This window comes from Sphingobium agri, assembly GCF_023051225.1.
Taxonomy (GTDB): domain Bacteria; phylum Pseudomonadota; class Alphaproteobacteria; order Sphingomonadales; family Sphingomonadaceae; genus Sphingobium; species Sphingobium agri.
This window is the reverse complement of the sequence record NZ_JALKHS010000006.1, coordinates 688,879-711,314: the sequence shown is the minus strand read 5'-3', so window position 1 is coordinate 711,314 and position 22,436 is coordinate 688,879. Positions and strand designations below refer to the sequence as shown.

Below are 22,436 nucleotides of genomic sequence, written 5' to 3'. Positions count from 1 at the left end.
GGAGAACTTTCACGGGATGGCCGCCGTCGAGCGGCTCACGAAGATCGGGCCTGATCAGATTATCGCATCGAGGCCCGGCATTGCGGCCCTTACCATTCACCAACAAGCGCTGGACCTCAGTCCTTGTAAATGTCGGCTTTAGCTATGTTGGTGCCGGTAACCTGCCATTCTGGAAAGTCCCGAATTTGGTCATTCCTGGCCGTAGGGCGCTAATCTGCTCGAACTCGGGGCGGGTTACGGCCATGAAACTGGTCGCGTAACTAAAATTTCCCAGTGATCTGAGTGCCCATCGCTTTCATGTCGGGTGCGCCACTTTCCTCCATTTTTAAGCACCGCCTGCTCATGATCCAGCAGGTATCGCTTGGCCTGCAGGCCGCCAGCAAAGCCGGTCAGCGCTCCCGCCGATCCGATCACCCTATGGCATGGCGCGATGATGGAGATCGGATTGCGCCCGTTCGCCGCCCCGACCGCACGCGATGCCGTAGGGCGGCCGATGTCCGCCGCTATCGCGCCGTAACTGCGCACTTCTCCGAACGGGATGCGAAGCAGAGCCGCCCAGACCTGTTTCTGAAAGGCGGTGCCTTGGAAATCGAGCGGCAGATCAAAGCTGATCAGATGGCCCGAAAAATAGGCGCCCAGTTGCCTCGACGTTTCGCAGAGCAGCGGATGGCCTGGCGCCCTCTCTCCGCGATCAATCCGCACACGGCGCTGGTCATCATTTTCCCATAGAAGCGCGGCGAGGCCCGTGTCGCTGACGATCATGGTGAGATCGCCGACCGGCGACGAAAATATGTCAAAGGCGCATGTCATGGCGCGGCCTTTCTGCTGATGGATGGGCCGCAGCATAATCCGCCTGGTCCGACATTGGCTTCCTGCTTCTTGCCGTCAAAGCAGCTGCCCTTTCAGCGCGCTTCCACGCCCTCGGGGAGGACGACGGCTGACCAGCTCTTTCCCGCGATCAGATATTTGGCGGCAAGCGCCTGGAGCTGGGCGGGCGTTACCGACAGCATGTCCTTGGCCATGGTCTGCATGGCCTGGACATATTGCGGGTTCTGGGTCGCGCCTTCCATCTGGTTCATCCAGAAGGCGTTGCCAGTGCTCGCCCGCATCAGAAGCTGGCGCATCGGCGCGACGGCACGCTGCAATTCATCATCGCTTACCGGATTTTTGGCGAGGTCGGCCGCCGTGTCCTTAACAACGCCGTAGAAATAGTTGACGCGGTCGGGCCGGACCTGGCTGGTCACCAGAATGTAGCCGCCGCTTTCATACGAGAAAGGCCAGTTATTCTGCACGCTTGGCGAGTAGGCGGCGCCTTCCGTCGATCTCAACCGGTCGAACAGACGATCGTTGAAAATCTGAGTCAATATTTCGAGCTGCCGCGCTTCCTTCGTGAGCGTGAAGCCGCCCGCCGTCGGCCACGCCATGACGGCGGCGGCCTGTTCCTTGTCTCCCTTGTGACGCAGGACCACAGGCTTTGAGACAGGAGCGGGGAAACGCATCTGCTTGTTCACGGCAGGAACAGGGACATCCGCCCGTGCCGGCAGTGCGCCGAAAGTTGCTGCCACTGCCTGTATCGCCTCATCCGGCTTCACCTGGCCGAATATCTGCACCTCGATCGGTCCGGACGCGAGCAGCGGTTCCCAGGTTGCGCGGAACGCCTGCGGGGTCAGCGCATCGATTTCCTCACGCGATGGCGTGCGGAAGCGCACATCCTTGTCGTGCAGCAGCCAATTGAGATCGCGCGCCAGCACCGAATCCGGGGCGCGGCCCATGGCGTCATAGGCAACGGCGGTGCCCGTCTTGACCCGCGCGATCGGCGCCGGGTCCCAACCAGGCGCGGCCAATTTGGTCGCGAACAATTGTAGCTGGTCCCGATAATCGGCGGGGCGTGTCACGGCCTGCATTTCGAAGGCGTCGTCGTCGATGGAGAAATCCATCCCCATGCGGCGGCCGTTCGTCAGGTCGTCCAATTCCCGCTGGCCAAGCTTGCCGATGCCGCTCGCCACCAGGGCATAGTTGGCCGCCCAACCCGGAACCGGCTTGGTTGGGGAAAAGGCCTGCTGCCCATGCCCGAAACGGACATTGATCCGCACCTTTTCCGTTTCCGCATCATTGGCGAACAAGGTGAGCTTCACACCGTTGGCAAAAGTGATGCTCTCCATGCCGGGGAGCCCGACCTGTGTCCTGGAGACCACTTTCCCCGGCGCTCCGAGCTTTGGCAGATCCGCCATGGTGACTGCCTTGTCCGCCAGCCGGGCGTTGGTGGCCGCCTTGACGGGCGCAGCTACGGCTGCGGCAAGTTTGGCATCGGCTCCCGGTACAAGCTTGCCTGTGATCAGAAGCGCGCGGAACACGCCAGCCGAGAATAGGCGGCGGGTGGAATCCAGTATCTTCTGGGGCGTCATGGCCGGTTTGCCGGAGCGGAATATGTCGAGTGCTGCTTGAGGACTGACCGTGGTTTCACGAATGTCGACGGCGCTCACCAGATCGCTCGCTTGCTTGGCGCCAGCTTCGGTATCGGCATTTTCGACCTGGATAGCCAGTGCGGTGTCGATCTGCGCATATTCGCGGTCGATTTCGAGCTGGCTGGGCGGGCTGGCCTTTGCGTCCTCGATGATGGCCCGTACGTCGCCAAGCGCCTTTTCCCAATTGTCGCCCGACGGGACGATCGTCACGAAAGTGCCGTCTGCCGATCGGCTGACATCCTGCTGATCGACGCTTGCCTGAATGAAGCTGCCCCCGCTGCGGGCAACCTGTTCAAGGCGGCGGCTGATGATCTGCAGCGCGAGCATGTCTGTCAGCTTGTCCTGATTATAGACGATCGTGTCCGCATGCGGCTTCCACGGACGCAGCCACGCCATGGTCAGGCCCGTGGGCGCACCGGGTTCGACGGCGACGCTGGTCGCGGGAGCCTTGGGATTCGGCTCGCCGAAGTCCGGCAGCGCAGCGCCTTTCCCTGGGACGGACCAGGACGCGAAATTGTCCTTGATCATCTGTTCGGCAACAGCGGGATCGATATCGCCAGCGATCGAGATCACCGCATTTTCCGGACGATACCAACGCTGATGGAAAGCTTCCATCCGGGCTGCGGTGGCGGCATTCAGCGTTGCGACCGTTCCGATCGGGCTGCGATCGGCAAGGGGCTGACCAGCGAAGAAATGACGGCGGCTCGCGTCGGAGATGCGCATTTGCGGCCCGTCGCCTTCGCGTCGCTCGGCGAGCACGACGGCGCGCTCCGCTGCCACAGCGCTGTCGATGATGTTGGGGTCGGCCATCATACCGGCAAGGATCTTCATGCTCTCGCCAAGACTTGCTGGCGTCGCTTGCGGCAGATCCAACGCATAGGTGGTGCCGGTGGGTGTCGTCTGCGCGTTGCTGTCGCTGCCGAAGGTCACGCCGAGCCGCTGCCATATCCGCTTGGATTCGCCGTCGGGCACGTGGCGCGATCCGCGAAAGGTCAGATGCTCCATGAAGTGCGCGTAGCCCTGCTCATCCGGCCGCTCCATCAAGGAGCCGACGTCCATGCGAAGGCGCACCGAAACCTGGCCGGGCGGAACGCCGTTACGGCGGACGGCATAGCGCAGGCCGTTGGGCAACGTGCCGAACCGCCAAGCCGGGTCAATGGGCACGTCGCTATTTTCGTAGAGCCATGGCCTGACCTGCGCCTGCGCACTACCGGCAACAGGGGCCGCTTTCGTGGTCGTCGGATCAGTTCGAGCCGAAAGGGACGCAGGCAAGCCCGACAGCAGCAGTGCGACGACGGACAGCGAAACGGCAGGACGCCGGAAGGAAAAGCTCATGGCGTCATAGCCTAGAGCCAAAATTCTGAATGGCTACTGACAAAGAGCATCCCGGCTCTCTGCAGGGTTCAGGATGGCGCCCCGTAGCGCCATCCTGTCGGACTTCAGCGGCCCCCGGTTTTCTGCACGGCACCCTTGTGCGCGCCGACACCGCCCCGGTTGCGGCGGAAGTTCTTCTTTGCGGGCTTGGCATCGCCATCGGGACGATGGGCGCGTTCGGCGGTGCCGCGCGGCTGCTGCTTCTGCTGATCCTGATAGCGGCGCTGGCCATCGGCGCGGCGTGCCTTCTGCTCCGGCGTCTGCTCGCGGCCCTTGCGTTGCGGCGCTGCCTTGGGAAGGTTGCGGACAGCTTCGACGAAGTTCTCCGGCAGGGGCACGATGTCGAGCTTCACCTTGGTGGTCCGCTCGATCGCTTTCAGATAGGGCCGCTCATCATCGGCCACGAAGCTGATGGCGACGCCTTCCGCCCCTGCCCGCGCCGTACGGCCAATGCGGTGGACATATTGCTCGGGCACATTGGGAAGCTCGAAATTGATGACATGGCTGACGCCTGAGACGTCGATGCCACGCGCGGCGATGTCGGTGGCGACGAGCAGCTTCACATGACCATGACGGAATGCCTGGAGAGCCGTGGTGCGCTGCGCCTGGCTCTTGTTACCATGGATAGCCACGGCCTGAATGCCAGCACCTTCGAGGAAGCGGACGACGCGATCGGCGCCGTGCTTGGTCCGGGTGAAGATCAGCGCACGGTCGATCGGCTCGTTCCGGATGGTGAGGTTGAGCAGCGCCTGCTTTTCCGCCTGGTTGACGAAGGTCGCCTGCTGGCGGACGCGTTCGGCCGTGGTGGATTGCGGAGCGACGCTGACCTTGACCGGATCATGCAGGAACTGCGCGGCAAGTGCCTCGATCTCGCCGGGCATGGTGGCGGAGAAGAAGAGGTTCTGCCGGTCCTTGGGCAGCAGCTTGGCGATACGCTTCAGCGGATGGATGAAGCCCATGTCCATCATCTGGTCGGCCTCGTCGAGGACGAAGATTTCCGTGTCCTTGATGGTGAAGGCGCGCTGGTCGATCAGGTCGAGGAGACGGCCGGGCGTGGCGACGACGATGTCGACGCCGCGGCCTAGTGCGCGGATCTGCTTGTTGATTGGCACGCCGCCGAAGACGACTTCGACCGACAGCTTCATGAAGCGGCCATAGTCGCGGAAGCTCTGCGCGATTTGGGCCGCGAGTTCGCGGGTTGGGGAAAGGACGAGCATCCGGCAACCCTGAAGCGGCGTCGGCTTTGGATTGCGGGAAAAATAGTCGAGGCTGGGCAGCGCGAAGGCAGCGGTCTTGCCGGTGCCGGTTTGCGCGATGCCGCATAAGTCCTTGCCCTGAAGCAGAACGGGGATCGCCTGCGTCTGGATGGGGGTGGGATTGGCGTATTTCTTGGCGGCGAGCGCCTTCAGGATGGGCTCGGCGAGACCAAGGTCGGTGAAATGCATGAATGAACTCTCGAAATAAAAAGGCTCAGGCGCCAACGAGTTGCATATCGCAACCGGACGCAAGGCGGGTTGCGAAACGACCCGCGTGAATAGGGAAGCCTCAAAAGCTTGGCGCAGACTTTCATTGGCCGGCCCCGCAACCCCTTATGTTCAAAGGGCCGGAACGATCACGCTGCCAATCGCTGATGGGCCATGAAGGCCGCCCGCTGCGCTGCGCCGCATATGCATTCATTCATGCAAAAAAGCAAGGGCCCCGCGCGAACGGAGCCCTTTGGAGACAATTCAGAGCGACACTTCCACATGCTTGCCGCGCATTTCGTCACGCACATCGCCGCCGAACAGCTGTTTGAAGACGCCGCCGAGCGACATGTCGGCGCGCCAGATTTCCGCATGGCCAAGGTCGAAGCGGAGCATGAGCAGATTGGGGTCCTGCCGCCCGCCCGGATACCAGGCCGCGACTTCGTGGGTCCAATAGCGGTCGATCACCGCCGGATCGGTTTCCTCCACAAGGGTGCCGTCGATGCACGCGAAGAGATAATGGCCCTTGCCCGAAAACTGCGCCATTGCGGGACCACCGGCAGCGAGACGGTTTTCCTTCGTCGTGTAGAACCAGAAGCAGTGGTTCGCGCCAGGATCAAGCTGCGCGGTCATCGGGAGGCTATGTTCATGCGATCCCTGCAATCCAATCATCAGAAAGGGGCTTTCCGACAATTCGGTCCAGAAACGATGGCGGATATCGGACTCGTTGCTCATCCTCATTCTCCTGTTCATCCAAACATGGGTTTAATCGACAGCAACTGGCGAAGTTCCCCCAAAAGCCCGTCTGGACGCTTGATCTTGCGCCCCCTTCTCTCCACATAGCGGCCATGCTGATCGAGACCGAACCAACGCCCAATCCGGCGACCGTCAAGTTCATCCCCGGCCGGGTGGTCATGGGCATGGGCACGCGCGATTTCGCGACGCCCGAGGAAGCCGAAGCTTCCCCCCTCGCCTCTGCGCTATTCGGCCTGGGCGACGTGACCGGCGTCTTTTTCGGCGGCGACTTCATTTCGGTCACGATCGCGCCCGGCGCGCAGTGGAGCGACGTGAAACCGGATATCCTGTCGATCCTGCTGGAGCATTTTGCGGCGAACATGCCGCTGTTCACGCCTGGATCGGCGGGCGAGATCTTCATCCCCGAGGAAGAAGAGCAATTTGCCGACGACCCGGCCGATGCGGAGATCGTCGCGCAGATCCGCGACCTGATCGACACGCGCGTGCGGCCCGCCGTCGCCAATGACGGCGGCGACATCGTCTATCGGGGCTTCGATCGCGGGACGGTCTATCTGCGGATGCAGGGCGCCTGTTCCGGCTGCCCGTCATCGAGTGCCACGTTGAAGAACGGCATCGAGCAACTGCTGAAACATTATGTTCCCGAGGTGACGGAAGTACGCGCCGTCTGAAACAGGAGCGGCGGCGTTTGGCAAATCGATCCGGATCGACTAACCGCTTCGCATAGCCCATCACGCCCGTCCGCTTTTCTCATAGGGGATTTTCTTGCGCACTCTCGTCATCGACACCGCTACGCAGGCGCTGTCCGTGGCGCTGCTCGATGACGGCAAGACGATCGGTCATTTCCACGAGGTCGTTGGCCGAGGCCATGCCGAAGCGCTGGTGCCAGCGATCGCCGCCCTGCCCGATGGCGGCCGGGCCGACGTGATCGCCGTGGACCTTGGCCCCGGAAGCTTCACGGGGGTTCGCATCGGCATCGCGGCTGCCCGCGCGCTTGCCCTGGCCTGGTCGCTACCGCTCCATGGATATTGCGCGCTGTCGCTGATTGCGGCCAAGGCGGCGCAAAGTCAGGATCAGGATGGAGGGCAGATCGCGGTCACCATCACCGGAGGGCATGGCGAATTGTTCTGGCAATGTTTCGACGCCGACGGCCTGACCGCCGTCACCCAGCCAGCGTCGACACCGATCGCGATGCTCGCCACGATGCTGGATCAGCCGGTGATTTACGGGACCGGCGCCGAAGCTTTGGTGACCGCGCGCGGCCATGGCACCGCCGTCAGCCTTTATCCCAACTCCGCCGACTTCCCGCTCATCGCAGGTCTCGCGCCGCTGCCGCCCTCCCCCATCTATTGCCGGGAAGCGGACGCGCAGCCCATGCCGCAGCAGGCCCGTCCATGATCCCCGGACTGGTTCTGGACATGTATGAGGATGGCGAGCGCAATGCGCTGGCCGACGCGATGGACGTCATGGGCCAAGCGTTCGACCCTGCCTATGGAGAGGCGTGGACATTGCCGCAACTGTCGGGCGTCATGATGATGCCGGGCACCTGGCTCACCATCGCCCGGGTCGATGCGGCGGCGCTGGGCTTCGCCCTCGTCCGATCGGTGCTCGACGAATGTGAATTGCTGCTGCTGGCCGTCCATCCGGCATGGCGCGGCAAAGGCATTGGCCGCGAACTGTTGATCGACAGCCTGAAGACAGCGCGACGCCGTGGTATAAAATCCATGAACCTTGAAGTCCGTTCGTCAAATACAGCCGTCAAGCTGTATGAAAAAACGGGATTTGAATATGTGCATAGGCGCCCTGGTTATTACCGGGGAGCGGACGGTCAACTTCATGACGCCCTCAGCTTTCGTATAGAAATGCTGGGATAGACTGATCACCCTTGCTAAAGGGAAGATCAGGGTATAACGCAGACATACCGCTCCTGAAACGAATTTACTTGGGCGGGTCGCATTACATTCAGCATTCGCGGGATAAAAGAAATGGAAATCGAATCAGCCCAGAGCGAGCTGCTCATTACTTTGACTTCGGATATTGTTGCAGCACATGTTTCCAACAACAGTGTCGCCGTATCTGACGTTTCGACGCTTATCCAGAACGTCCACGCAGCCCTTTCCGGGCTGACCAAGCCTGCCGCTGCGCCGGAAGTGAAGCCGGAACCGGCCGTGTCGGTGCGTTCTTCGATCAAGCCCGACTATATTATCTGCCTGGAAGACGGCAAAAAGCTGAAGATGCTGAAGCGGCACCTGATGACTCATTATCAGATGACGCCGGAAGATTATCGCGCGAAGTGGGGTCTGCCCGCCGACTATCCGATGGTCGCGCCCAACTATGCCGAGCAGCGCCGGTCGCTGGCGAAGAAGATCGGCCTTGGCACGAAGCGCCGCCGCACGCGCGCGAAATAAGCAGCGGCACGGACGATCCGTCATGAGAAGGGGCGCATTTGCCGTGCGCCCCTTTTATAATGGCGTCGATGCCGCTAGATTCCGGCTGATTATTTGACACACCCCAATGAGCGAGCCCGCATGAACCGCAAGATCGATGTAGAAGCCCTTTGCCATGAGAAGGGCCTGCGCATCACCGAACAGCGCCGCGTGATCGCTCAAGTGCTGAGCGATGCGTCCGACCATCCGGACGTTGAGGAACTGCACAAGCGGTCGTCCGCCATCGATCCTGGCATTTCGATCGCGACCGTTTACCGCACCGTCCGCCTGTTCGAGGAAGCAGGCATATTGGACCGGCATGATTTCGGCGATGGCCGTGCCCGTTATGAGGCCGCGCCCGAAGCGCATCACGACCATCTGATCGATGTCGAAACCGGCAACGTGATCGAGTTCGTCGATCCGGAACTGGAACAGTTGCAGAAGCAGATCGCCGAGAAGCTGGGTTTCCGCTTGGTCGATCACCGCATGGAATTGTACGGCGTGTCACTGGAACGCAAGAACTGACAGCCTTGCGGCGGCTGCGCTATTTCTACCGGCTGAGCGCGCTGGCGGCGTCGCTGCTGCTTTGCCTGATCCCGCATCTGCTGTGGCGGGCCGTGGGCGCCCGATCGCCCTGGCCCCGCCGCTTCCTGGGAATGGCGGCGCGCGCGGTGGGTGCGCGGGTGCGGGTGGACGGGCATCCCTTTCACGGCGACAGCTTCATCATCGCCAATCATGTCAGCTGGGTCGATATATTGGCGCTGGGTGGCGCGACCGGCGCTGCCTTCGTCGCGCATGACGGGATTGCCGGGTGGCCGGTGATCGGCTGGCTGGCGGCGCAGAATAATACGCTGTTCGTGGCGCGGAACCGGCGCGGTGCGCTGGGCGGGCAGATCGAGGCGTTGCGCGCCGCGCTGGCGGGGCATCAACCGGTCGCCCTTTTCCCGGAGGGTACGACGAGCGATGGGCAGGCTTTGCTCCCGTTCAAGCCGTCTTTGCTGGCGGTGCTGCTGCCCCCGCCGCGCGCGGTTATGATCCAGCCGGTACATATCGACTATGGGGCAGCGACGGACGAGATTGCCTGGCATAGCGATGAACCGGCGGGCAGCAATGCCAAGCGGCTGCTGGAGCGGCCCGGCCGGATTGAGGTGACGCTGCGTTTTTTGGAGCCGTTTGATCCGGCGCTCTACCCGGATCGCAAGCAATTGGCGGCGGTGGCGCGGGAGCGGATCGCCACGAGCATGGCCATGCACCTGCCGCCTTTCGCTCCGCTGTCGCCGCCTGTATAGCTGGACCACATGAATCGTAACGACGCCCCCAAGACTCCAGCGACATTCCACGTCAAATCCTTCGGCTGCCAGATGAACGTCTATGATGGCGAGCGCATGGCCGAGATGCTGGGCGAGCGGGGCATGACCGTAGCGGCCGATGGGGCGGAGGCCGATCTGGTCATCCTCAACACTTGCCACATCCGAGAAAAGGCGGTGGACAAGGTCTATTCCGACATCGGCCGGTTGAACCGAGAAGATGGCACGCGGCCGATGATCGCGGTCGCCGGTTGCGTAGCTCAGGCGGAAGGGAGCGAGATCAGCCGCCGCGCGAAAAGCGTCGATATCGTGGTGGGTCCACAGGCTTATCACCGGCTGCCCGACCTGATCGAAAAAGCCGGGCGCGGCGAGGAAGCGGTGGATACCGACATGCCGCTGGCGTCGAAGTTCGGCGCGCTGCCAGCGCGGACCAAGCAGGCGCGGCCCACGGCTTTCCTGACGATCATGGAAGGGTGCGACAAATTCTGCACCTATTGCGTGGTGCCTTATACGCGCGGGGCGGAGATCAGCCGGACCTGGGGCGCGATACTGGACGAGGCAAAGGCGGTGGTTGACGGCGGCGTGCGCGAGATCACGCTGCTTGGGCAGAATGTGAATGCCTGGGCGGGCGAAGATGACAAGGGGCGCATGCAGGGCATGGACGGCCTGGTGCGTGAACTGGCGAAGATCGGCGGGCTGGAGCGCATCCGTTACACGACCAGCCATCCCAACGACATGAGCGACGGGCTGATCGCGGCGCATGGCGACGAGCCCAAGCTGATGCCTTTCCTGCATCTGCCGGTGCAGTCGGGGAACAACCGCATCTTGAAGGCGATGAACCGCAGTCATGATGCGGAAAGCTATTTGCGGATCATCGAGCGGGTGCGGGAGGCGCGGCCGGACATCGCGCTGTCGGGCGACTTCATCGTCGGCTTCCCCGGCGAGACGGATGCGGAGTTCGAGGATACGCTGAAGATCGTCGAGCAAGTGCGCTATGCGCAATGCTATTCGTTCAAATACAGCCCCCGCCCCGGCACGCCCGCGGCGGACATGGACGGGCAGATCCCGGCGGCGGTTATGGACGAGCGGCTGGCGCGGCTACAGGCGCTGATCAACCGGCATCAGGTCGAGTTCAACGCGGCGACCGTCGGGCGGCAGACGCAGATTCTGCTGGAGCGCAAGGGACGTCATCCCGGCCAGCTCATCGGAAAAACGCCATGGCTGCAATCTGTCCATGTCACGGCGCCGGAACTTTTCATCGGCGACATGGTCGAAGTGGATATCATCAGTGCCGGTCCGAACAGTCTGGCCGGCGAACTCAGCAGGAGGAAAGCCGCTTGAACCCATTCCAAGTCGTTCCCGGCGCAACGGGAGCTCATCTCCGGACCTGGCTGGCAGGATCAAGGCCCGAGAGATGGATATCCGCCCTTGCGGATAGGACGACAGGAAAGGGAGGCTGCTGAATGTCGAAGAAACCGAACCAGAACCAGCGCAGCGACATGGCGGAACGCGCCCGGTTGGAAGTGACCTTCGAAAAGCCACACTTGTTGGGCGCGCTGTTCGGGCAATATGACCAGAATCTGGTGGCGATAGAGAACCGGCTGGGCGTCTATATCGCGGCGCGGGGCAACAAGCTGCAGATCGAGGGCGAGGCGGAAGCGGCTGCGCGGGCGCGGGACGTGATGACGGGCCTCTACAACCGGATCGCGGCGGGGCAGGAAATCGACAGCGGCGCGGTGGAAGCGGTGATCGCCATGTCCGCCGAACCGACGCTGGACGGCATCATCCGCCACGACGTCGCCGAACCGCCCAAGGTGATGATCCGCACGCGCAAGAAGACGATCGTGCCGCGATCCGCGACGCAGGTCACCTATATGGAGGCGCTGACCCGCAACGACATCATCTTTGCGCTGGGGCCGGCGGGTACGGGCAAGACCTACCTGGCCGTCGCGCAGGCGGTGAGCCAGCTGATCACGGGCAGCGTCGACCGGCTGATCCTGTCACGCCCGGCGGTCGAGGCGGGCGAGCGGCTGGGCTTCCTGCCCGGCGACATGAAGGAGAAGGTCGATCCCTATCTGCGGCCGATCTACGACGCGCTTTACGACACGCTGCCCGCCGAGCAGGTGGAGCGGCGGATCGCGAGCGGAGAGATCGAGATCGCGCCGATCGCCTTCATGCGCGGGCGGACGCTGTCCAACGCCTTCATCGTGCTGGACGAGGCGCAGAATACGACGATCGCGCAGATGAAGATGTTCCTCACCCGCTTTGGCGAGGGGAGCCGGATGGTGATCTGCGGCGACCCGAGGCAGGTGGACTTGCCGCAGCCAGGCATTTCCGGCCTTGCCGATGCGGTGGCGCGGCTGGAGGGCGTCGAGGGCATATCGGTGGTGCCGTTCGGGATTGGCGACGTCGTGCGCCACCCGGTCGTCGGGCGGATCGTGCAGGCCTATGAGGGGCCGGATGCTTGAGCGGGACGCTGTTTCTCGACTTCGCCCGAAACGAACGGAGCTTATTTGAATGATTGAAGTTGCGGTCCTTCAGGAAGAAGGCTGGCCGAAGGAAGATTGGGAATTGCTGGCGCAGCGGGCGGTCGTGGCGGCTATCACCCATAGCCCCTATGCCGCCTTTGCCACGGACGAGGCGCTGTATGAGGTCGCGGTCAAGCTGACCAGCGACGAGGAAGTGCACGGCCTCAACCGTGCCTATCGCGACAAGGACAAGCCGACCAACGTCCTGTCATTCCCGATGGTGCAGCATGACCTGTTGGAGGCGACCGGCAACACCGACGATGGCGAGGTGCTGCTGGGTGATATCGTGCTGGCCGAGGGGGTTTGCGCGCAGGAAGCGGCGGAAAAAGGCATCTCCATCGCCGACCACGCCACGCACCTCATCATTCATGGCACTTTCCATTTGCTGGGATATGATCATATGGAGGACGCCGAGGCGGAAGCGATGGAAGCGTTGGAGACGCAGTCGCTGCTGAGCCTTGGCATTTCCGATCCCTATGGGGATCGCCTGACAGGATAATAGGAAGAACGATGGCTGAAGGCAGTCCGAAGGACGGCAACGGTTCAAAGGAACCGGACAGTAGTAGTCAAGAAGGCGGTTTATGGAGCGGCCTGAAGTCGCTGCTGTTCGGCGAGGAAGAGAGCCCCAGCCTGCGGCGCGAGCTGGAAGAGGCGCTCGACGAATATGACGAGGATGAGCAGGAGGACGGCGCTCCTGCTCCCGCCAAGGGGGACCTATCCGCGATCGAGCGGCAGATGGTCCGCAATCTCCTCCATTTTTCCGAGCATACGGTCGATGACGTGGCGGTGCCGCGCGCCGACATCATCGCGATCGAGGAACGGGCGAGCTTTGCCGAACTGGCGGCATTGTTCGCCGAAGCCGGGCATAGCCGCATCCCGGTCTATCGCGAGACGCTGGATACCATCGTGGGCATGGTCCACATTCGCGACGCATTCGCCATCCTTGCGGGCAAATCGCCCGTGCCGGACAGCCTGGAGCCGCTGATCCGCCAGCCGCTCTATGTGCCCGAAAGCATGGGCGCGCTGGACCTGCTGGCCGAAATGCGCGCCAAGCGGACCCATCTGGCGATCGTTCTGGACGAATATTCCGGCACCGAAGGGCTGCTGACATTCGAGGATCTGGTCGAGGAAATCGTCGGCGAAGTCGAGGATGAGCATGACGACGCGCCCGAAGCGCTGATGGTGCCGCTGGAAGGCGGGCTGTGGGAGGCCGATGCGCGCGCCGAGTTGGAAGACGTCGCGAAAGAAATCGATCCGCGCCTCGCCGATGTGGAGGAAGATGTCGACACGCTGGGCGGCCTTGCCTTCGTCATTGCAGGCCGGGTGCCGGATGCTGGCGAGATACTCGATCATGAGGAAAGCGGCTGGAAGCTGGAAATCATCGGCAGCGACGGGCGGCGGGTGACGCGGTTGCGCCTGCATCCGCCTGTCGAAAAAGAAGAACAGGAAGTCGAATGAAAGCAGACGCCCACCGCAATGATTGGGACGCGTGGGCAATGCTGGGGAAATGTTAAGAGCTGATCGTTAGGCTTCTGCTGCCTCAATGCTTTCGGTTGGAAGCGGCGTGAGGGTGCGGCTAACGATTGCTGCGCTGCCCCCCTCACCCTGCCCTCTCCCCGGAGGGGAGAGGGTTTTCTGGGGGTGGAGCGGCGTTTTGCGGCACGAACGATTATCGATTTCTACGGGGCGCGCGGTCCTGTCGCCCATTGCCGTGCCGGTGACGGGATTGGAGCGCTGGCTGCTGGCGCTGGTGTGCACCGTCACATTGGCGTTCGCGATCATCACGCCGCCCTTTCAGGCGCCCGACGAAAATCAGCATTATATGAAGGCGCTGCTGCTGGCGGACGGCCGGGTCATGACGGAGCAGCGGGGTCCGGAAATCGGGGCCGAGTTGCCGCGATCCGCGCTGGAATTGCATGGGGTGGATTTTCCAACCGAGGTCACCGGAAAGGCGCGGCGCTTTGATCCGGCGATGGTGGAGCGCGCCTGGAGCGCGGACGCGGGGCGGCCGGGCACTGCCTTTGCCGACTTTCCCAATGTCGCCAACTATGCGCCGACGCTCTATGCGCCTTCTGCCGCTGGATTGATGATCGGGGACGCCGTGGGGTTGCCCCGTATCGGGAGCTTCTATGTGGGACGGTTGGTCAATGCTGCGGGCGGGCTGATCTTGCTGACCGTGGCGTTTGGCCTGATGCCTTTTGGGCGCGCGGCCCTGCTGGCGACCGCATTGCTGCCGACATTCTGCTATCAAACGGGTTCGCTTTCGCCCGACGCGGTCATCAACAGCATAGGTTTTGCCGGTCTTGCGCTGTCGCTGCGGCTTGCCGCGATGGGGAGCAGTCCGGCCCGAAACGCGGGGCTGATGCTCGCCGCGCCGCTGCTTGCACTGGCGAAGGGTGTTTATCTGCCGCTGATGGCGGCGGGACTGCAATGGCCGCAGCATCGGCGGGACATGCGGCCATGGCTGCTGATCGGCGCGATGGCTGTTGGAGCGGCCGCGTTCATCCTGTGGATGAACATGTCGGGCGGCAGCCAGGCGCTCTATCATATCGTGTCGCGCAAGACCGGTGAGGACGTCATGACCGCGCCGCTTGCCGCGCAGCTTGGCGTCATCCTGGCCGATCCGGCCGCCTATGTTCGTGCGCTGGGGTCCAGCATCGTCGAACGGTCGCCGGTATATGCGTTGCAGATCGCAGGGCGGTTCGGGTGGAACGCGATTCTGCTGCCGCTGCTCGCTTACCCGGTGGCGGCTGTCATGTTGGCAGCGGCGGTGGCAAGCGGATCAGGCGTGCGGGTCAGCTTGGCGCAAAGGCTGTGGTGGCTCGCCGTGCTTGTCGGCACCGGCCTGCTGATCGAAACGGCCATGTATCTGACGGGAACGCCGCTGGGGGCGGATTATGTGCAAGGGACGCAGGGGCGCTATTTCCTGCCGTTGCTGCCCTTGGCATTGTTGGCCCTGATGCCGGAAACGGGGTTGCGCGGGGCTCGCGGCGTCTTTGCCGGATCGGCGCTGCTGTTGCTGATGATCGCGCTCGCCAGCGCTTATGACAGCTTCTGGGTGCACGGCTTCGTGACGGCGGACGGGATGCCGCCGCATGAGCGGCTAAGCGACGCGCTGCTCCTGCCCTCGCCCCGCTGGTAGCCAGTGGCGCCAGAGGCACAGCCAGCCCAGGCCTTCTACCCAGCCAGCAAGGACATCGCTCGGCCAGTGCACGCCCAGCCAGACGCGGCTGGTGCCGATGAGGGCGATGATGAGCGCGGCGGCGATATAGGGTAAGGCGTAAAGCCCCTGACCCCGATCCCTCGGCTCCGTTCGGGCTGAGTCCTTCGACAAACTCAGGGCGAACGGGGTTGGGCGGCTATGACGAGTGAGCGCACGATGCATCAGCATGGCAAGCGCGCCGAACAGGATCATGGTGCCGGCGGAATGGCCGCTGGGAAAACTGTAGCTGTGCACGATGTCGATGTGCGGCAGCAGATCGGGGCGCGGCGCGGCGAAAATCTGCTTGAGGCCGGTGTTGAGCAAGGTGCCACCGACTACGACCAGCGCGAGCCATTGGGCGGCGTGACGCTGACGCCGGTAGAGCAAGCCCAACGCCACGGCCGCCATGATGAGCAGGCGTCCCACCGTATCGCCCACAGCGGACGCTGCGACCATGACCGTGGTGATCCATGGGGCAGCAACCCTGCCCGCTCCCGCCGCGTTCATTGCCGCGATGTTGAGCGGATCGAACCAGCCGGACCGCTGAAGCAGCGCGATGGCCAGCACGCCGAGAAGCGCGAGGACGAATATCCCCGCGCCTCCTTGCCATGAGCGGCGATCAGATATGGAGCGCGCGCCCATAAGCGGCGAGCACGCTTTCATGCATCGATTCCGAAATGGTCGGATGCGGGAAGACCGTGTGCATCAGTTCCGCTTCGGTCGTTTCCATAGTCTTGCCGATGGTGAAGCCCTGGATCATCTCCGTGACTTCAGCGCCGACCATGTGCGCGCCCAGCAGTTCACCGGTCTTTGCGTCGAACACGGTCTTGGTGAATCCTTCCGCTTCGCCGAGCGCGATCGCCTTGCCATTGCCGATGAAGGGGAACATGCCGACCTTCACCTCATAGCCTGCTTCCTTGGCCTTGGCTTCGGTCAGGCCGACGCTGGCGATCTGCGGATGGCAATAGGTGCAGCCCGGAATGTTGCGCGGGTCCATGGCGTGGGGATGCCTGCCCGCGATCACTTCGGCTGCGATGACGCCTTCATGGCTGGCCTTGTGCGCGAGCCATGGCGGGGCGGTGATGTCGCCGATCGCCCATAGGCCATCGACATTGGTGCGGCACATCTCGTCGGTCTTCAGGAAGCCGCGATCGTCCATCGCGACGCCCAGTTCCTTGAGGCCGATATTTTCCGTGTTGGGGACGATGCCGATGGCGACGATCATGTGGCTGAACTCGGCGGCGCCTTCCTTGCCCGCCTTGTCCTTCAGCTTCACCTTGATGCCGTTGGCGCCGACCTGAATATCGCTGACGCCAGCGCCGGTCAGGATTGTCATGCCCTGCTTCTTCAGCGCCTTTTCAAGGAAGGCGGAGACGTCCGCATCCTCTACCGGCACGACGCGGTCCATCATTTCGACCACGGTCACATCAGCGCCCATGTCGTTGTAGAAGCTCGCAAATTCGATGCCGATCGCGCCGGAGCCGATGACGAGCAGCTTTGTCGGCATTTCCGGCGGGGTCATGGCGTGGCGGTAGGTCCAGACGCGCTTGCCGTCGGCGGCTGCGCCCGGCAGGTCGCGTGCGCGGGCGCCGGTGGCCAGGATGATGTTCTTGGCGGTCAGTTCTTCGGTCTTGCCGTCCTTGGTGACGGAGAGCTTGCCCCCAGACTTGCCAGCCCCGGTCAGCTTGCCCTCGCCCATGTGGACGGTGATCTTGTTCTTCTTCATCAGGTGCGTGACACCCTGATTGAGTTGCTTGGCGACGCCGCGCGAGCGTTTGACCACGGCGGCGATGTCCGCACTGATCTTTTCGGCGGCGAGGCCATAGTCCCCGGCATGCTGCATATAGTGGAAGATTTCCGCCGAGCGCAGCAGCGCCTTGGTCGGGATGCAGCCCCAGTTGAGGCAGATGCCGCCGAGATTTTCACGCTCGACAATGGCGGTCTTGAGGCCCAGCTGCGCCGCCCGGATCGCGGCCACATAGCCGCCGGGGCCGGAGCCCAGAACGATCAGATCGTAATTCTCAGCCATTATCCTGGTCTCTCTTCTTATGCCGCGGTCATGGGCGGCACGGTGCGGGGCTGGCGATCCTCACCGATCGCCACGAAGGTGAAGGTGGCGCGGGTCACGCGATAGGATCGGTCGTCATGACGGGTGCGCCGCCATGCCTCGACATCGATCTTCATCGATGTGCGGCCGACCGAGACGAGCTTTGCGAAGACCGACACTTCGTCGCCAACGACGACCGGGCGGAGGAAGGTCATGCCTTCGACGGCGATGGTCACGGCGCGGCCCTTGCTGTGGCGCGCGGCGACGGAACCGGCCGCCGAGTCCATCAGGCTCATCAGCCAGCCGCCGAAAATATCCCCATAGGGATTGGTGTCGGCGGGCATGGCGATGACGCGGACGGCGGGGCTTTCCTCCGGCGGCAGCTCGTCGGCGGCGTGCATCAGGCGAGCATGCCGATCGGGTTTTCGACCAGTTCGCGGAACACCTGCATCAGGCGGGCGCCGTCAGCGCCGTCGATGGCGCGGTGATCGAAGCTGCCGGTGGCGGACATGACGGTCGCGATCTGGAGCGAGTCATCGACGACGAAGGGACGCTTTTCGCCCGCGCCGATCGCCATGATCATGGCCTGGGGCGGGTTGATGACGGCTTCGAACTGCTTGATGCCGAACATGCCCATGTTGGAAAGCGACGCGGTGCCGCCCTGATATTCTTCCGGCTTGAGCTTGCCGTCCTTCGCGCGGGCGGCGAGGTCCTTCATCGCGGTGGAGATGGCGGCGACGCCCTTGCTGTCCGCGCCGGTCACGATCGGCGTGATAAGGCCGCCGGGGATGGACACGGCCACGCTGATGTCGGCGCGCTGGAACTGAAGCATCTGGTCGCCCGCGAACTGCACGTTGCATTCGGGCACCTGGATGAGCGCAACGCCCAGCGCCTTGATGAGGAGGTCGTTGACCGACAGCTTGACGTTGCGGCTGGCAAGACCGGCATTGAGTTCGGCGCGCAGCTTCAGCAGCCTGTCGAGTTGAATGTCGACGGTAAGGTAGATGTGCGGCACCTGCTGCTTGGATTCGGTGAGGCGGCGAGCGATCGTCTTGCGCATGCCGCTCAATTTGATGACTTCGTGCGGGATGCCGAAGTCCTGCGCGGCATGGGTCGCGGCGGGCGCTGCGGCCGGGGCTGCGGCGGCGGCGGGCGTTGGGGCGGCGGCGGGGGCCTTGGCCGAAGCGCCTTCCAGATCGGCCTTCACGATGCGGCCATTGGGGCCGGAGCCGGAGAGGCTGGCGAGGTCGATGCCCTTTTCCTCGGCTATGCGGCGCGCGAGCGGGCTGGCTTTTACGCGGTCGCCGGATTGGGCGGGTGCGGCCTCCGCCTTGGGTGCGGGAGCGTCTGCCTTCGGCGCGGGTGCTTCTGCCTTGGCGGGGACCGGGTCGGCCTTCGGGGCTGCTGCCTTGGGCGCGGGGGCGGAGCCGCCTTCTGCTGCTTGCGCGAGGTCTTCGCCTTCTTCGGCGATGATGGCGATGACGGTGCCGACCTTCACGCCTTCGGAGCCTTCGGAGACGAGGATCTTGGCGATCTTGCCCTCATCCACGGCTTCGAATTCCATGGTGGCCTTGTCGGTCTCGATCTCCGCGAGCAGATCACCCGACGACACGGTATCGCCTTCCTTCACCAGCCATTTAGCCAGCGTCCCCTCTTCCATCGTGGGAGACAAGGCGGGCATCTGGATTTTCTTGCTCATGCGTGAAGGCCTCTCTTCTTTTCCCGGCCGAGCGGGTAAGCGTTGGATGCCGTTTTGACCCTTTAGGCGGGAGGGTCAAGGGCGCGCCTTGCGCCTTTGGCGATAATCCGCCACATTTCACCAGACTGGTTCACAATTTACCAGATGGGTTCAAACAACAGGGCAGCTGGGGCTTTGGGCTGCCATTTTGGCGTGGGGTGCGACAGCGATGCGGACTTATCTGGTTGTAGTGGACGAATCGCCGGAGGCAGAGACGGCGCTGCGGTTCGCGGCCCGGCGCGCGGCGAAGACGGCGGGATCAATCCGCATCCTTGCGCTGGTGCCGCCCGCCGAGTTCGTGCAGTGGGGCGGCGTTCAGGCGACGATGGAGGATGAGGCGCGGCAGCGCGCCGAAGCGCTCGTCACCAGCGCGGCGGGCACGCTGACGGAGGAATCCGGCATCCGTCCGAGCATCACCGTGCGGCAGGGTGACGCGGTGGCGGTGGTGCGCGAAACGCTGGACGAGATGCCTGATGTTGCGGCGCTGGTGCTGGGGGCGGCGGCGAGCGGGCATCCCGGCGCGCTGGTGTCGCACTTTGCGGGGGCGGATGCGGGCAAGCTGCCCTGCCCGATCATGGTCATTCCGGGCGGGTTGAGCGCGGAGGCGATTGATCGGTTGAGTTGAGGAGCGGTTGTGGTTCATCCAGGAGGGCTGCGGGGTTTACCGATCGAGCTCTGGCCTGTGAGGCATGATAGATCCTGAAACAAGTTCAGGATGACGAGTTGGAGGACGGAAGCGACGGCTTATCGCTTATGCCGTCCCCGCTTTGAGCCGATGTGGCGGATGTTTGCGGGGCGGCCGCGTTTCGCTCCGGGGCGTACGCGGTCCTTCTTGAAGCTTGGCCGCTGCGGCGGGGCGTCGGGTAGCTCGAAGCGCAGGGAGCCGTTGATAGGATCGGCCTCTGCCAGGCGCAGTTGGAGATGCTGACCGACGGTGTAGCGGTCGCCGCTTTCCACGCCTTCAAGGGCGCGGCCCGCTTCATCGAAGAAGAAGCGCTCATCGCCCATGGTGGAAACCGGAACCAACCCATCGCCGCCAAGCCCTGCGACCGTCGCGAAGAAGCCGAAATTCTGGACGCCGGTAATCCGCGCATCGACCAGTTCGCCGACATGGGCGGCGAGATAGGCGGCGACATAGCGGTCGATCGTCTCCCGCTCCGCCTCCATCGCGCGGCGTTCATGCTGGCTGATCATCTCGCCAACGCGGGCCATATTTTCATAGTCATCGGCGCTGAGCGAAGTCCGATCGGGCAGCACGCCGCCCTTGGGCGCGGGCAATTCGAGCTTGTAGGCACCGACCAGCGCGCGGTGGACCAGCAGATCCGCGTAACGGCGGATGGGCGACGTGAAATGCGCGTAGGAACCGAGCGCGAGGCCGAAATGCCCCATGTTGGCGGGGCTGTAATAGGCCTGGGTCTGGCTGCGCAGAATCTGCTCCATGATCTGCGGCTTTTCCTCCGCTTCGCCGATCCGGTCGATCAGGCGATTGAAGGTCGAAGGCTTGATGACCTGCCCCAGCGCGAAGTCGATGTCGAAGGTAGCGAGATATTCCTTCAGCGCGACCAGCTTTTCCCGGCTCGGCGGTTCGTGGACGCGGTACATGACCGGCGCTTTCTTGCCTTCGAGCGCCTTGGCGGCGGCGACATTGGCGGCGATCATATAATCTTCGATCAGCATATGCGCGTCGAGGCGTTCGCGGGCGGCGACGCTGACGATCTTGCCATTTTCGTCGAGGACGACCCGGCGTTCCGGGAGATCCAGGGCGAGAGGGTCTCGCTTGTCGCGGGCCTTGCGGAGGAGTTTCCAGCAGGCCCAGAGGGGTTTGAGGGCGGTTTCGAGGAGGTCGAGTTGGTTCGGCGGAGTTTTGCCTTGTCCACCCCCGGCCCTTCCCGCCTGCGGGAGGGGAGATGTGCCGTCGATTGCCGCCTGGGCGTCTTCGTAAGCGAGGACGGCGGCGACGCGGATGATGGCGCGGGTGAAACGCCAGTTAGTGACTTTGCCGGAGGCGTCGACGGTAAGGTGGCAGGCCATCGCGGCGCGGTCCTGCCCGGCGCGGAGCGAGCACATGTCCGAGGACAGCTGGTGCGGCAGCATGGGGACGACGAGGTCAGGGAAATAGACGCTGTTGCCGCGCTTGCGTGCTTCCTTGTCGAGGGCGCTGCCCGGGCGGACATAATAGCTGACATCGGCGATGGCGACGATGGCGTGATAGCCGCCGGGGTTGGCGGGGTCTTCATCTGGCGTGGCCCAGACGGCATCGTCATGGTCGCGCGCATCAACGGGATCGATCGCGACGATGGGCAGGTGGCGCAGGTCCTCGCGCTTGTCCTCATTAAGGGCGATGCCGGATGCCGCCACCGCCTCATCCTCCACCTGTTCGGGGAAGACGTGCGGGATGCCATGTTTGTGGATCGCGATGAGGCTGAAGCTGCGGGGGGCGAAGGGGTCGCCTAAAATGTCCGTGACTCGCGCGCTGATGCGTGGCGGGCGGCCCACGGGCTCGGCCAGCACGAGGTCGCCGGGTTGAGCATTGCCCGCGTCGCTGATCGGTGTGTCCTTGCGGATGCGCTTGTCGACGGGACGGAGCCAGAGCTTGCCGCCCTCACCCGCTTCGACCACACCCAGCAGCTCCTCGCTCGCCTTGGCGAGTTTCTTCATCGGGTGGGCGACCCAGCCGCGCCCTGCCTCTTCCGTGCGAGCTAGGATGCGGTCACCGATGGTCAGTGCGCCCCTTTTGCCGCGCTCCAGAACGCGCAGGCGAGGCGCGGGCTGGCCCTCGGCTTCCCACCGTTCCGGCGTGGCGATGAGGGTGGTGTCGTCGACATCGACGATGCGCAGCACGGTCACCTTCGGCACGCCGCCCATCTTGTGGAAGGCGCGGGCCGGGCCGATGTCCAGCAGACCTTCGTCGGCCATGTCCTTCAGCAGCGCCTTAAGAGCGATCTTTTCCTGACCCTTGAGGCCGAATGCCTTTGCGATCTCCCTCTTGCCGGCGGGCTGATCGGAGGAGGTGATGAACTCCATCACCTGATCGCGGGTGGGGAAGCCGGCGGGCCGGACTTTGGCGGGTTTTTTCTGCTTTTGGGTCGATGCCATGGTTTAGCTATAGGGATGGGTTGCACGGCATGCCAGA

Annotated in this window: 21 protein-coding genes; 12 read left to right on the top strand and 9 right to left on the bottom strand. The window is 63.5% G+C overall.

Annotated elements, in window-relative coordinates; translation table 11 throughout:
- Window positions 1-234: 234 nt before the first annotated feature.
- The 4 genes from MU848_RS06740 to MU848_RS06725 all read right to left on the bottom strand — a co-directional run bounded on the left by MU848_RS06740 (window position 235) and on the right by MU848_RS06725 (window position 6,037).
- On the bottom strand, window positions 235-810 hold the full coding sequence (locus MU848_RS06740) for a methylated-DNA--[protein]-cysteine S-methyltransferase (protein WP_247230935.1): 576 nt from the start codon (window positions 808-810) through the stop codon (window positions 235-237).
- A 92-nt stretch (window positions 811-902) separates the two neighbouring features.
- Complete coding sequence (locus tag MU848_RS06735; protein ID WP_247230934.1) at window positions 903-3,800, bottom strand: M16 family metallopeptidase; 2,898 nt, start codon at window positions 3,798-3,800, stop codon at window positions 903-905.
- A gap of 104 nt (window positions 3,801-3,904) precedes the next feature.
- Window positions 3,905-5,284 carry a DEAD/DEAH box helicase gene (locus tag MU848_RS06730; RefSeq protein ID WP_247230933.1) on the bottom strand — a complete coding sequence of 460 codons (1,380 nt, stop codon included), beginning with the start codon at window positions 5,282-5,284 and terminating at the stop codon, window positions 3,905-3,907.
- Between the two features lie 282 nt (window positions 5,285-5,566).
- A complete protein-coding gene (locus tag MU848_RS06725; protein WP_201514380.1) occupies window positions 5,567-6,037 on the bottom strand; it encodes a pyridoxamine 5'-phosphate oxidase family protein in 471 nt (156 codons plus the stop codon).
- A 113-nt stretch (window positions 6,038-6,150) separates the two neighbouring features.
- On the opposite strand from MU848_RS06725, the gene MU848_RS06720 reads away from it, so the two are divergent.
- From MU848_RS06720 to MU848_RS06670, 11 genes are all read left to right on the top strand, one after another.
- The gene (locus MU848_RS06720) at window positions 6,151-6,726 is read left to right on the top strand and encodes a NifU family protein (protein ID WP_247230932.1); all 576 of its coding nucleotides are present in this window, start codon (window positions 6,151-6,153) and stop codon (window positions 6,724-6,726) included.
- 94 nt (window positions 6,727-6,820) lie between these two features.
- Complete coding sequence (tsaB, locus tag MU848_RS06715; RefSeq protein ID WP_247230931.1) at window positions 6,821-7,453, top strand: tRNA (adenosine(37)-N6)-threonylcarbamoyltransferase complex dimerization subunit type 1 TsaB; 633 nt, start codon at window positions 6,821-6,823, stop codon at window positions 7,451-7,453.
- Window positions 7,450-7,929 (top strand): ribosomal protein S18-alanine N-acetyltransferase, encoded by a 480-nt coding sequence (gene rimI / locus MU848_RS06710; RefSeq protein WP_201514386.1) that lies wholly within the window; start codon window positions 7,450-7,452, stop codon window positions 7,927-7,929. The genes tsaB and rimI overlap by 4 nt, the downstream gene beginning before the upstream one ends.
- Before the next feature lie 111 nt (window positions 7,930-8,040).
- Window positions 8,041-8,463: a MucR family transcriptional regulator gene (locus MU848_RS06705; protein ID WP_247230930.1), complete on the top strand. Its 423-nt coding sequence runs from the start codon at window positions 8,041-8,043 to the stop codon at window positions 8,461-8,463.
- A gap of 120 nt (window positions 8,464-8,583) precedes the next feature.
- Complete coding sequence (locus MU848_RS06700) at window positions 8,584-9,006, top strand: Fur family transcriptional regulator (protein WP_097091818.1); 423 nt, start codon at window positions 8,584-8,586, stop codon at window positions 9,004-9,006.
- A 131-nt stretch (window positions 9,007-9,137) separates the two neighbouring features.
- Window positions 9,138-9,770 carry a lysophospholipid acyltransferase family protein gene (locus MU848_RS06695; RefSeq protein WP_380800654.1) on the top strand — a complete coding sequence of 211 codons (633 nt, stop codon included), beginning with the start codon at window positions 9,138-9,140 and terminating at the stop codon, window positions 9,768-9,770.
- A 9-nt stretch (window positions 9,771-9,779) separates the two neighbouring features.
- A complete protein-coding gene (miaB, locus tag MU848_RS06690; protein WP_247230929.1) occupies window positions 9,780-11,129 on the top strand; it encodes a tRNA (N6-isopentenyl adenosine(37)-C2)-methylthiotransferase MiaB in 1,350 nt (449 codons plus the stop codon).
- Window positions 11,130-11,251: 122 nt separating this feature from the next.
- Window positions 11,252-12,256, top strand: a complete 1,005-nt coding sequence (locus MU848_RS06685) for a PhoH family protein (RefSeq protein ID WP_201514391.1) — start codon at window positions 11,252-11,254, stop codon at window positions 12,254-12,256.
- A 49-nt stretch (window positions 12,257-12,305) separates the two neighbouring features.
- The gene (ybeY, locus tag MU848_RS06680) at window positions 12,306-12,815 is read left to right on the top strand and encodes an rRNA maturation RNase YbeY (protein ID WP_247230928.1); all 510 of its coding nucleotides are present in this window, start codon (window positions 12,306-12,308) and stop codon (window positions 12,813-12,815) included.
- Between the two features lie 11 nt (window positions 12,816-12,826).
- Entirely contained in the window at window positions 12,827-13,774 is a 948-nt protein-coding gene (locus MU848_RS06675) for a hemolysin family protein (RefSeq protein ID WP_201514403.1), read from the top strand.
- Window positions 13,775-13,970: 196 nt separating this feature from the next.
- Window positions 13,971-15,458, top strand: coding sequence for a DUF2142 domain-containing protein (locus MU848_RS06670; protein ID WP_247230927.1), 1,488 nt, complete (start codon window positions 13,971-13,973; stop codon window positions 15,456-15,458).
- On the opposite strand, the gene MU848_RS06665 is transcribed toward MU848_RS06670, so the two are convergent.
- From MU848_RS06665 to MU848_RS06650, 4 genes are read right to left on the bottom strand one after another with little or no spacing between them, the layout of a single operon-like run.
- On the bottom strand, window positions 15,420-16,160 hold the full coding sequence (locus MU848_RS06665) for a phosphatase PAP2 family protein (protein WP_247230926.1): 741 nt from the start codon (window positions 16,158-16,160) through the stop codon (window positions 15,420-15,422). The genes MU848_RS06670 and MU848_RS06665 overlap by 39 nt on opposite strands.
- Window positions 16,138-17,547, bottom strand: a complete 1,410-nt coding sequence (gene lpdA, locus MU848_RS06660; protein WP_247230925.1) for a dihydrolipoyl dehydrogenase — start codon at window positions 17,545-17,547, stop codon at window positions 16,138-16,140. Before lpdA ends, MU848_RS06665 begins: the two co-directional genes overlap by 23 nt.
- Before the next feature lie 17 nt (window positions 17,548-17,564).
- Window positions 17,565-17,966 (bottom strand): acyl-CoA thioesterase, encoded by a 402-nt coding sequence (locus MU848_RS06655; protein WP_247230924.1) that lies wholly within the window; start codon window positions 17,964-17,966, stop codon window positions 17,565-17,567.
- Window positions 17,966-19,264 carry a pyruvate dehydrogenase complex dihydrolipoamide acetyltransferase gene (locus tag MU848_RS06650; RefSeq protein ID WP_247230923.1) on the bottom strand — a complete coding sequence of 433 codons (1,299 nt, stop codon included), beginning with the start codon at window positions 19,262-19,264 and terminating at the stop codon, window positions 17,966-17,968. Before MU848_RS06650 ends, MU848_RS06655 begins: the two co-directional genes overlap by 1 nt.
- 208 nt (window positions 19,265-19,472) lie before the next feature.
- On the opposite strand from MU848_RS06650, the gene MU848_RS06645 reads away from it, so the two are divergent.
- Window positions 19,473-19,928: a universal stress protein gene (locus tag MU848_RS06645; RefSeq protein WP_097092817.1), complete on the top strand. Its 456-nt coding sequence runs from the start codon at window positions 19,473-19,475 to the stop codon at window positions 19,926-19,928.
- Between the two features lie 119 nt (window positions 19,929-20,047).
- Here MU848_RS06645 and rnr read toward each other — a convergent pair whose 3' ends face one another.
- Window positions 20,048-22,399 (bottom strand): ribonuclease R, encoded by a 2,352-nt coding sequence (rnr, locus tag MU848_RS06640; protein ID WP_247230922.1) that lies wholly within the window; start codon window positions 22,397-22,399, stop codon window positions 20,048-20,050.
- Window positions 22,400-22,436 lie beyond the last annotated feature (37 nt).

Excerpts from the sequence above, each read along its gene's own strand:
- MU848_RS06650 (WP_247230923.1), bottom strand. The coding sequence starts at position 19,264 with ATGAGCAAGAAAATCCAGATGCCCGCCTTGTCTCCCACGATGGAAGAG.
- MU848_RS06665 (WP_247230926.1), bottom strand. The coding sequence starts at position 16,160 with ATGGGCGCGCGCTCCATATCTGATCGCCGCTCATGGCAAGGAGGCGCG.
- ybeY (WP_247230928.1), top strand. The coding sequence starts at position 12,306 with ATGATTGAAGTTGCGGTCCTTCAGGAAGAAGGCTGGCCGAAGGAAGAT.
- MU848_RS06720 (WP_247230932.1), top strand. The coding sequence starts at position 6,151 with ATGCTGATCGAGACCGAACCAACGCCCAATCCGGCGACCGTCAAGTTC.
- MU848_RS06725 (WP_201514380.1), bottom strand. The coding sequence starts at position 6,037 with ATGAGCAACGAGTCCGATATCCGCCATCGTTTCTGGACCGAATTGTCG.
- MU848_RS06735 (WP_247230934.1), bottom strand. The coding sequence starts at position 3,800 with ATGAGCTTTTCCTTCCGGCGTCCTGCCGTTTCGCTGTCCGTCGTCGCA.
- MU848_RS06740 (WP_247230935.1), bottom strand. The coding sequence starts at position 810 with ATGACATGCGCCTTTGACATATTTTCGTCGCCGGTCGGCGATCTCACC.
- miaB (WP_247230929.1), top strand. The coding sequence starts at position 9,780 with ATGAATCGTAACGACGCCCCCAAGACTCCAGCGACATTCCACGTCAAA.
- MU848_RS06675 (WP_201514403.1), top strand. The coding sequence starts at position 12,827 with ATGGCTGAAGGCAGTCCGAAGGACGGCAACGGTTCAAAGGAACCGGAC.
- MU848_RS06700 (WP_097091818.1), top strand. The coding sequence starts at position 8,584 with ATGAACCGCAAGATCGATGTAGAAGCCCTTTGCCATGAGAAGGGCCTG.
- lpdA (WP_247230925.1), bottom strand. The coding sequence starts at position 17,547 with ATGGCTGAGAATTACGATCTGATCGTTCTGGGCTCCGGCCCCGGCGGC.
- MU848_RS06695 (WP_380800654.1), top strand. The coding sequence starts at position 9,138 with ATGGCGGCGCGCGCGGTGGGTGCGCGGGTGCGGGTGGACGGGCATCCC.
- MU848_RS06645 (WP_097092817.1), top strand. The coding sequence starts at position 19,473 with ATGCGGACTTATCTGGTTGTAGTGGACGAATCGCCGGAGGCAGAGACG.
- MU848_RS06730 (WP_247230933.1), bottom strand. The coding sequence starts at position 5,284 with ATGCATTTCACCGACCTTGGTCTCGCCGAGCCCATCCTGAAGGCGCTC.
- MU848_RS06685 (WP_201514391.1), top strand. The coding sequence starts at position 11,252 with ATGTCGAAGAAACCGAACCAGAACCAGCGCAGCGACATGGCGGAACGC.
- MU848_RS06705 (WP_247230930.1), top strand. The coding sequence starts at position 8,041 with ATGGAAATCGAATCAGCCCAGAGCGAGCTGCTCATTACTTTGACTTCG.
- rimI (WP_201514386.1), top strand. The coding sequence starts at position 7,450 with ATGATCCCCGGACTGGTTCTGGACATGTATGAGGATGGCGAGCGCAAT.
- rnr (WP_247230922.1), bottom strand. The coding sequence starts at position 22,399 with ATGGCATCGACCCAAAAGCAGAAAAAACCCGCCAAAGTCCGGCCCGCC.
- MU848_RS06655 (WP_247230924.1), bottom strand. The coding sequence starts at position 17,966 with ATGCACGCCGCCGACGAGCTGCCGCCGGAGGAAAGCCCCGCCGTCCGC.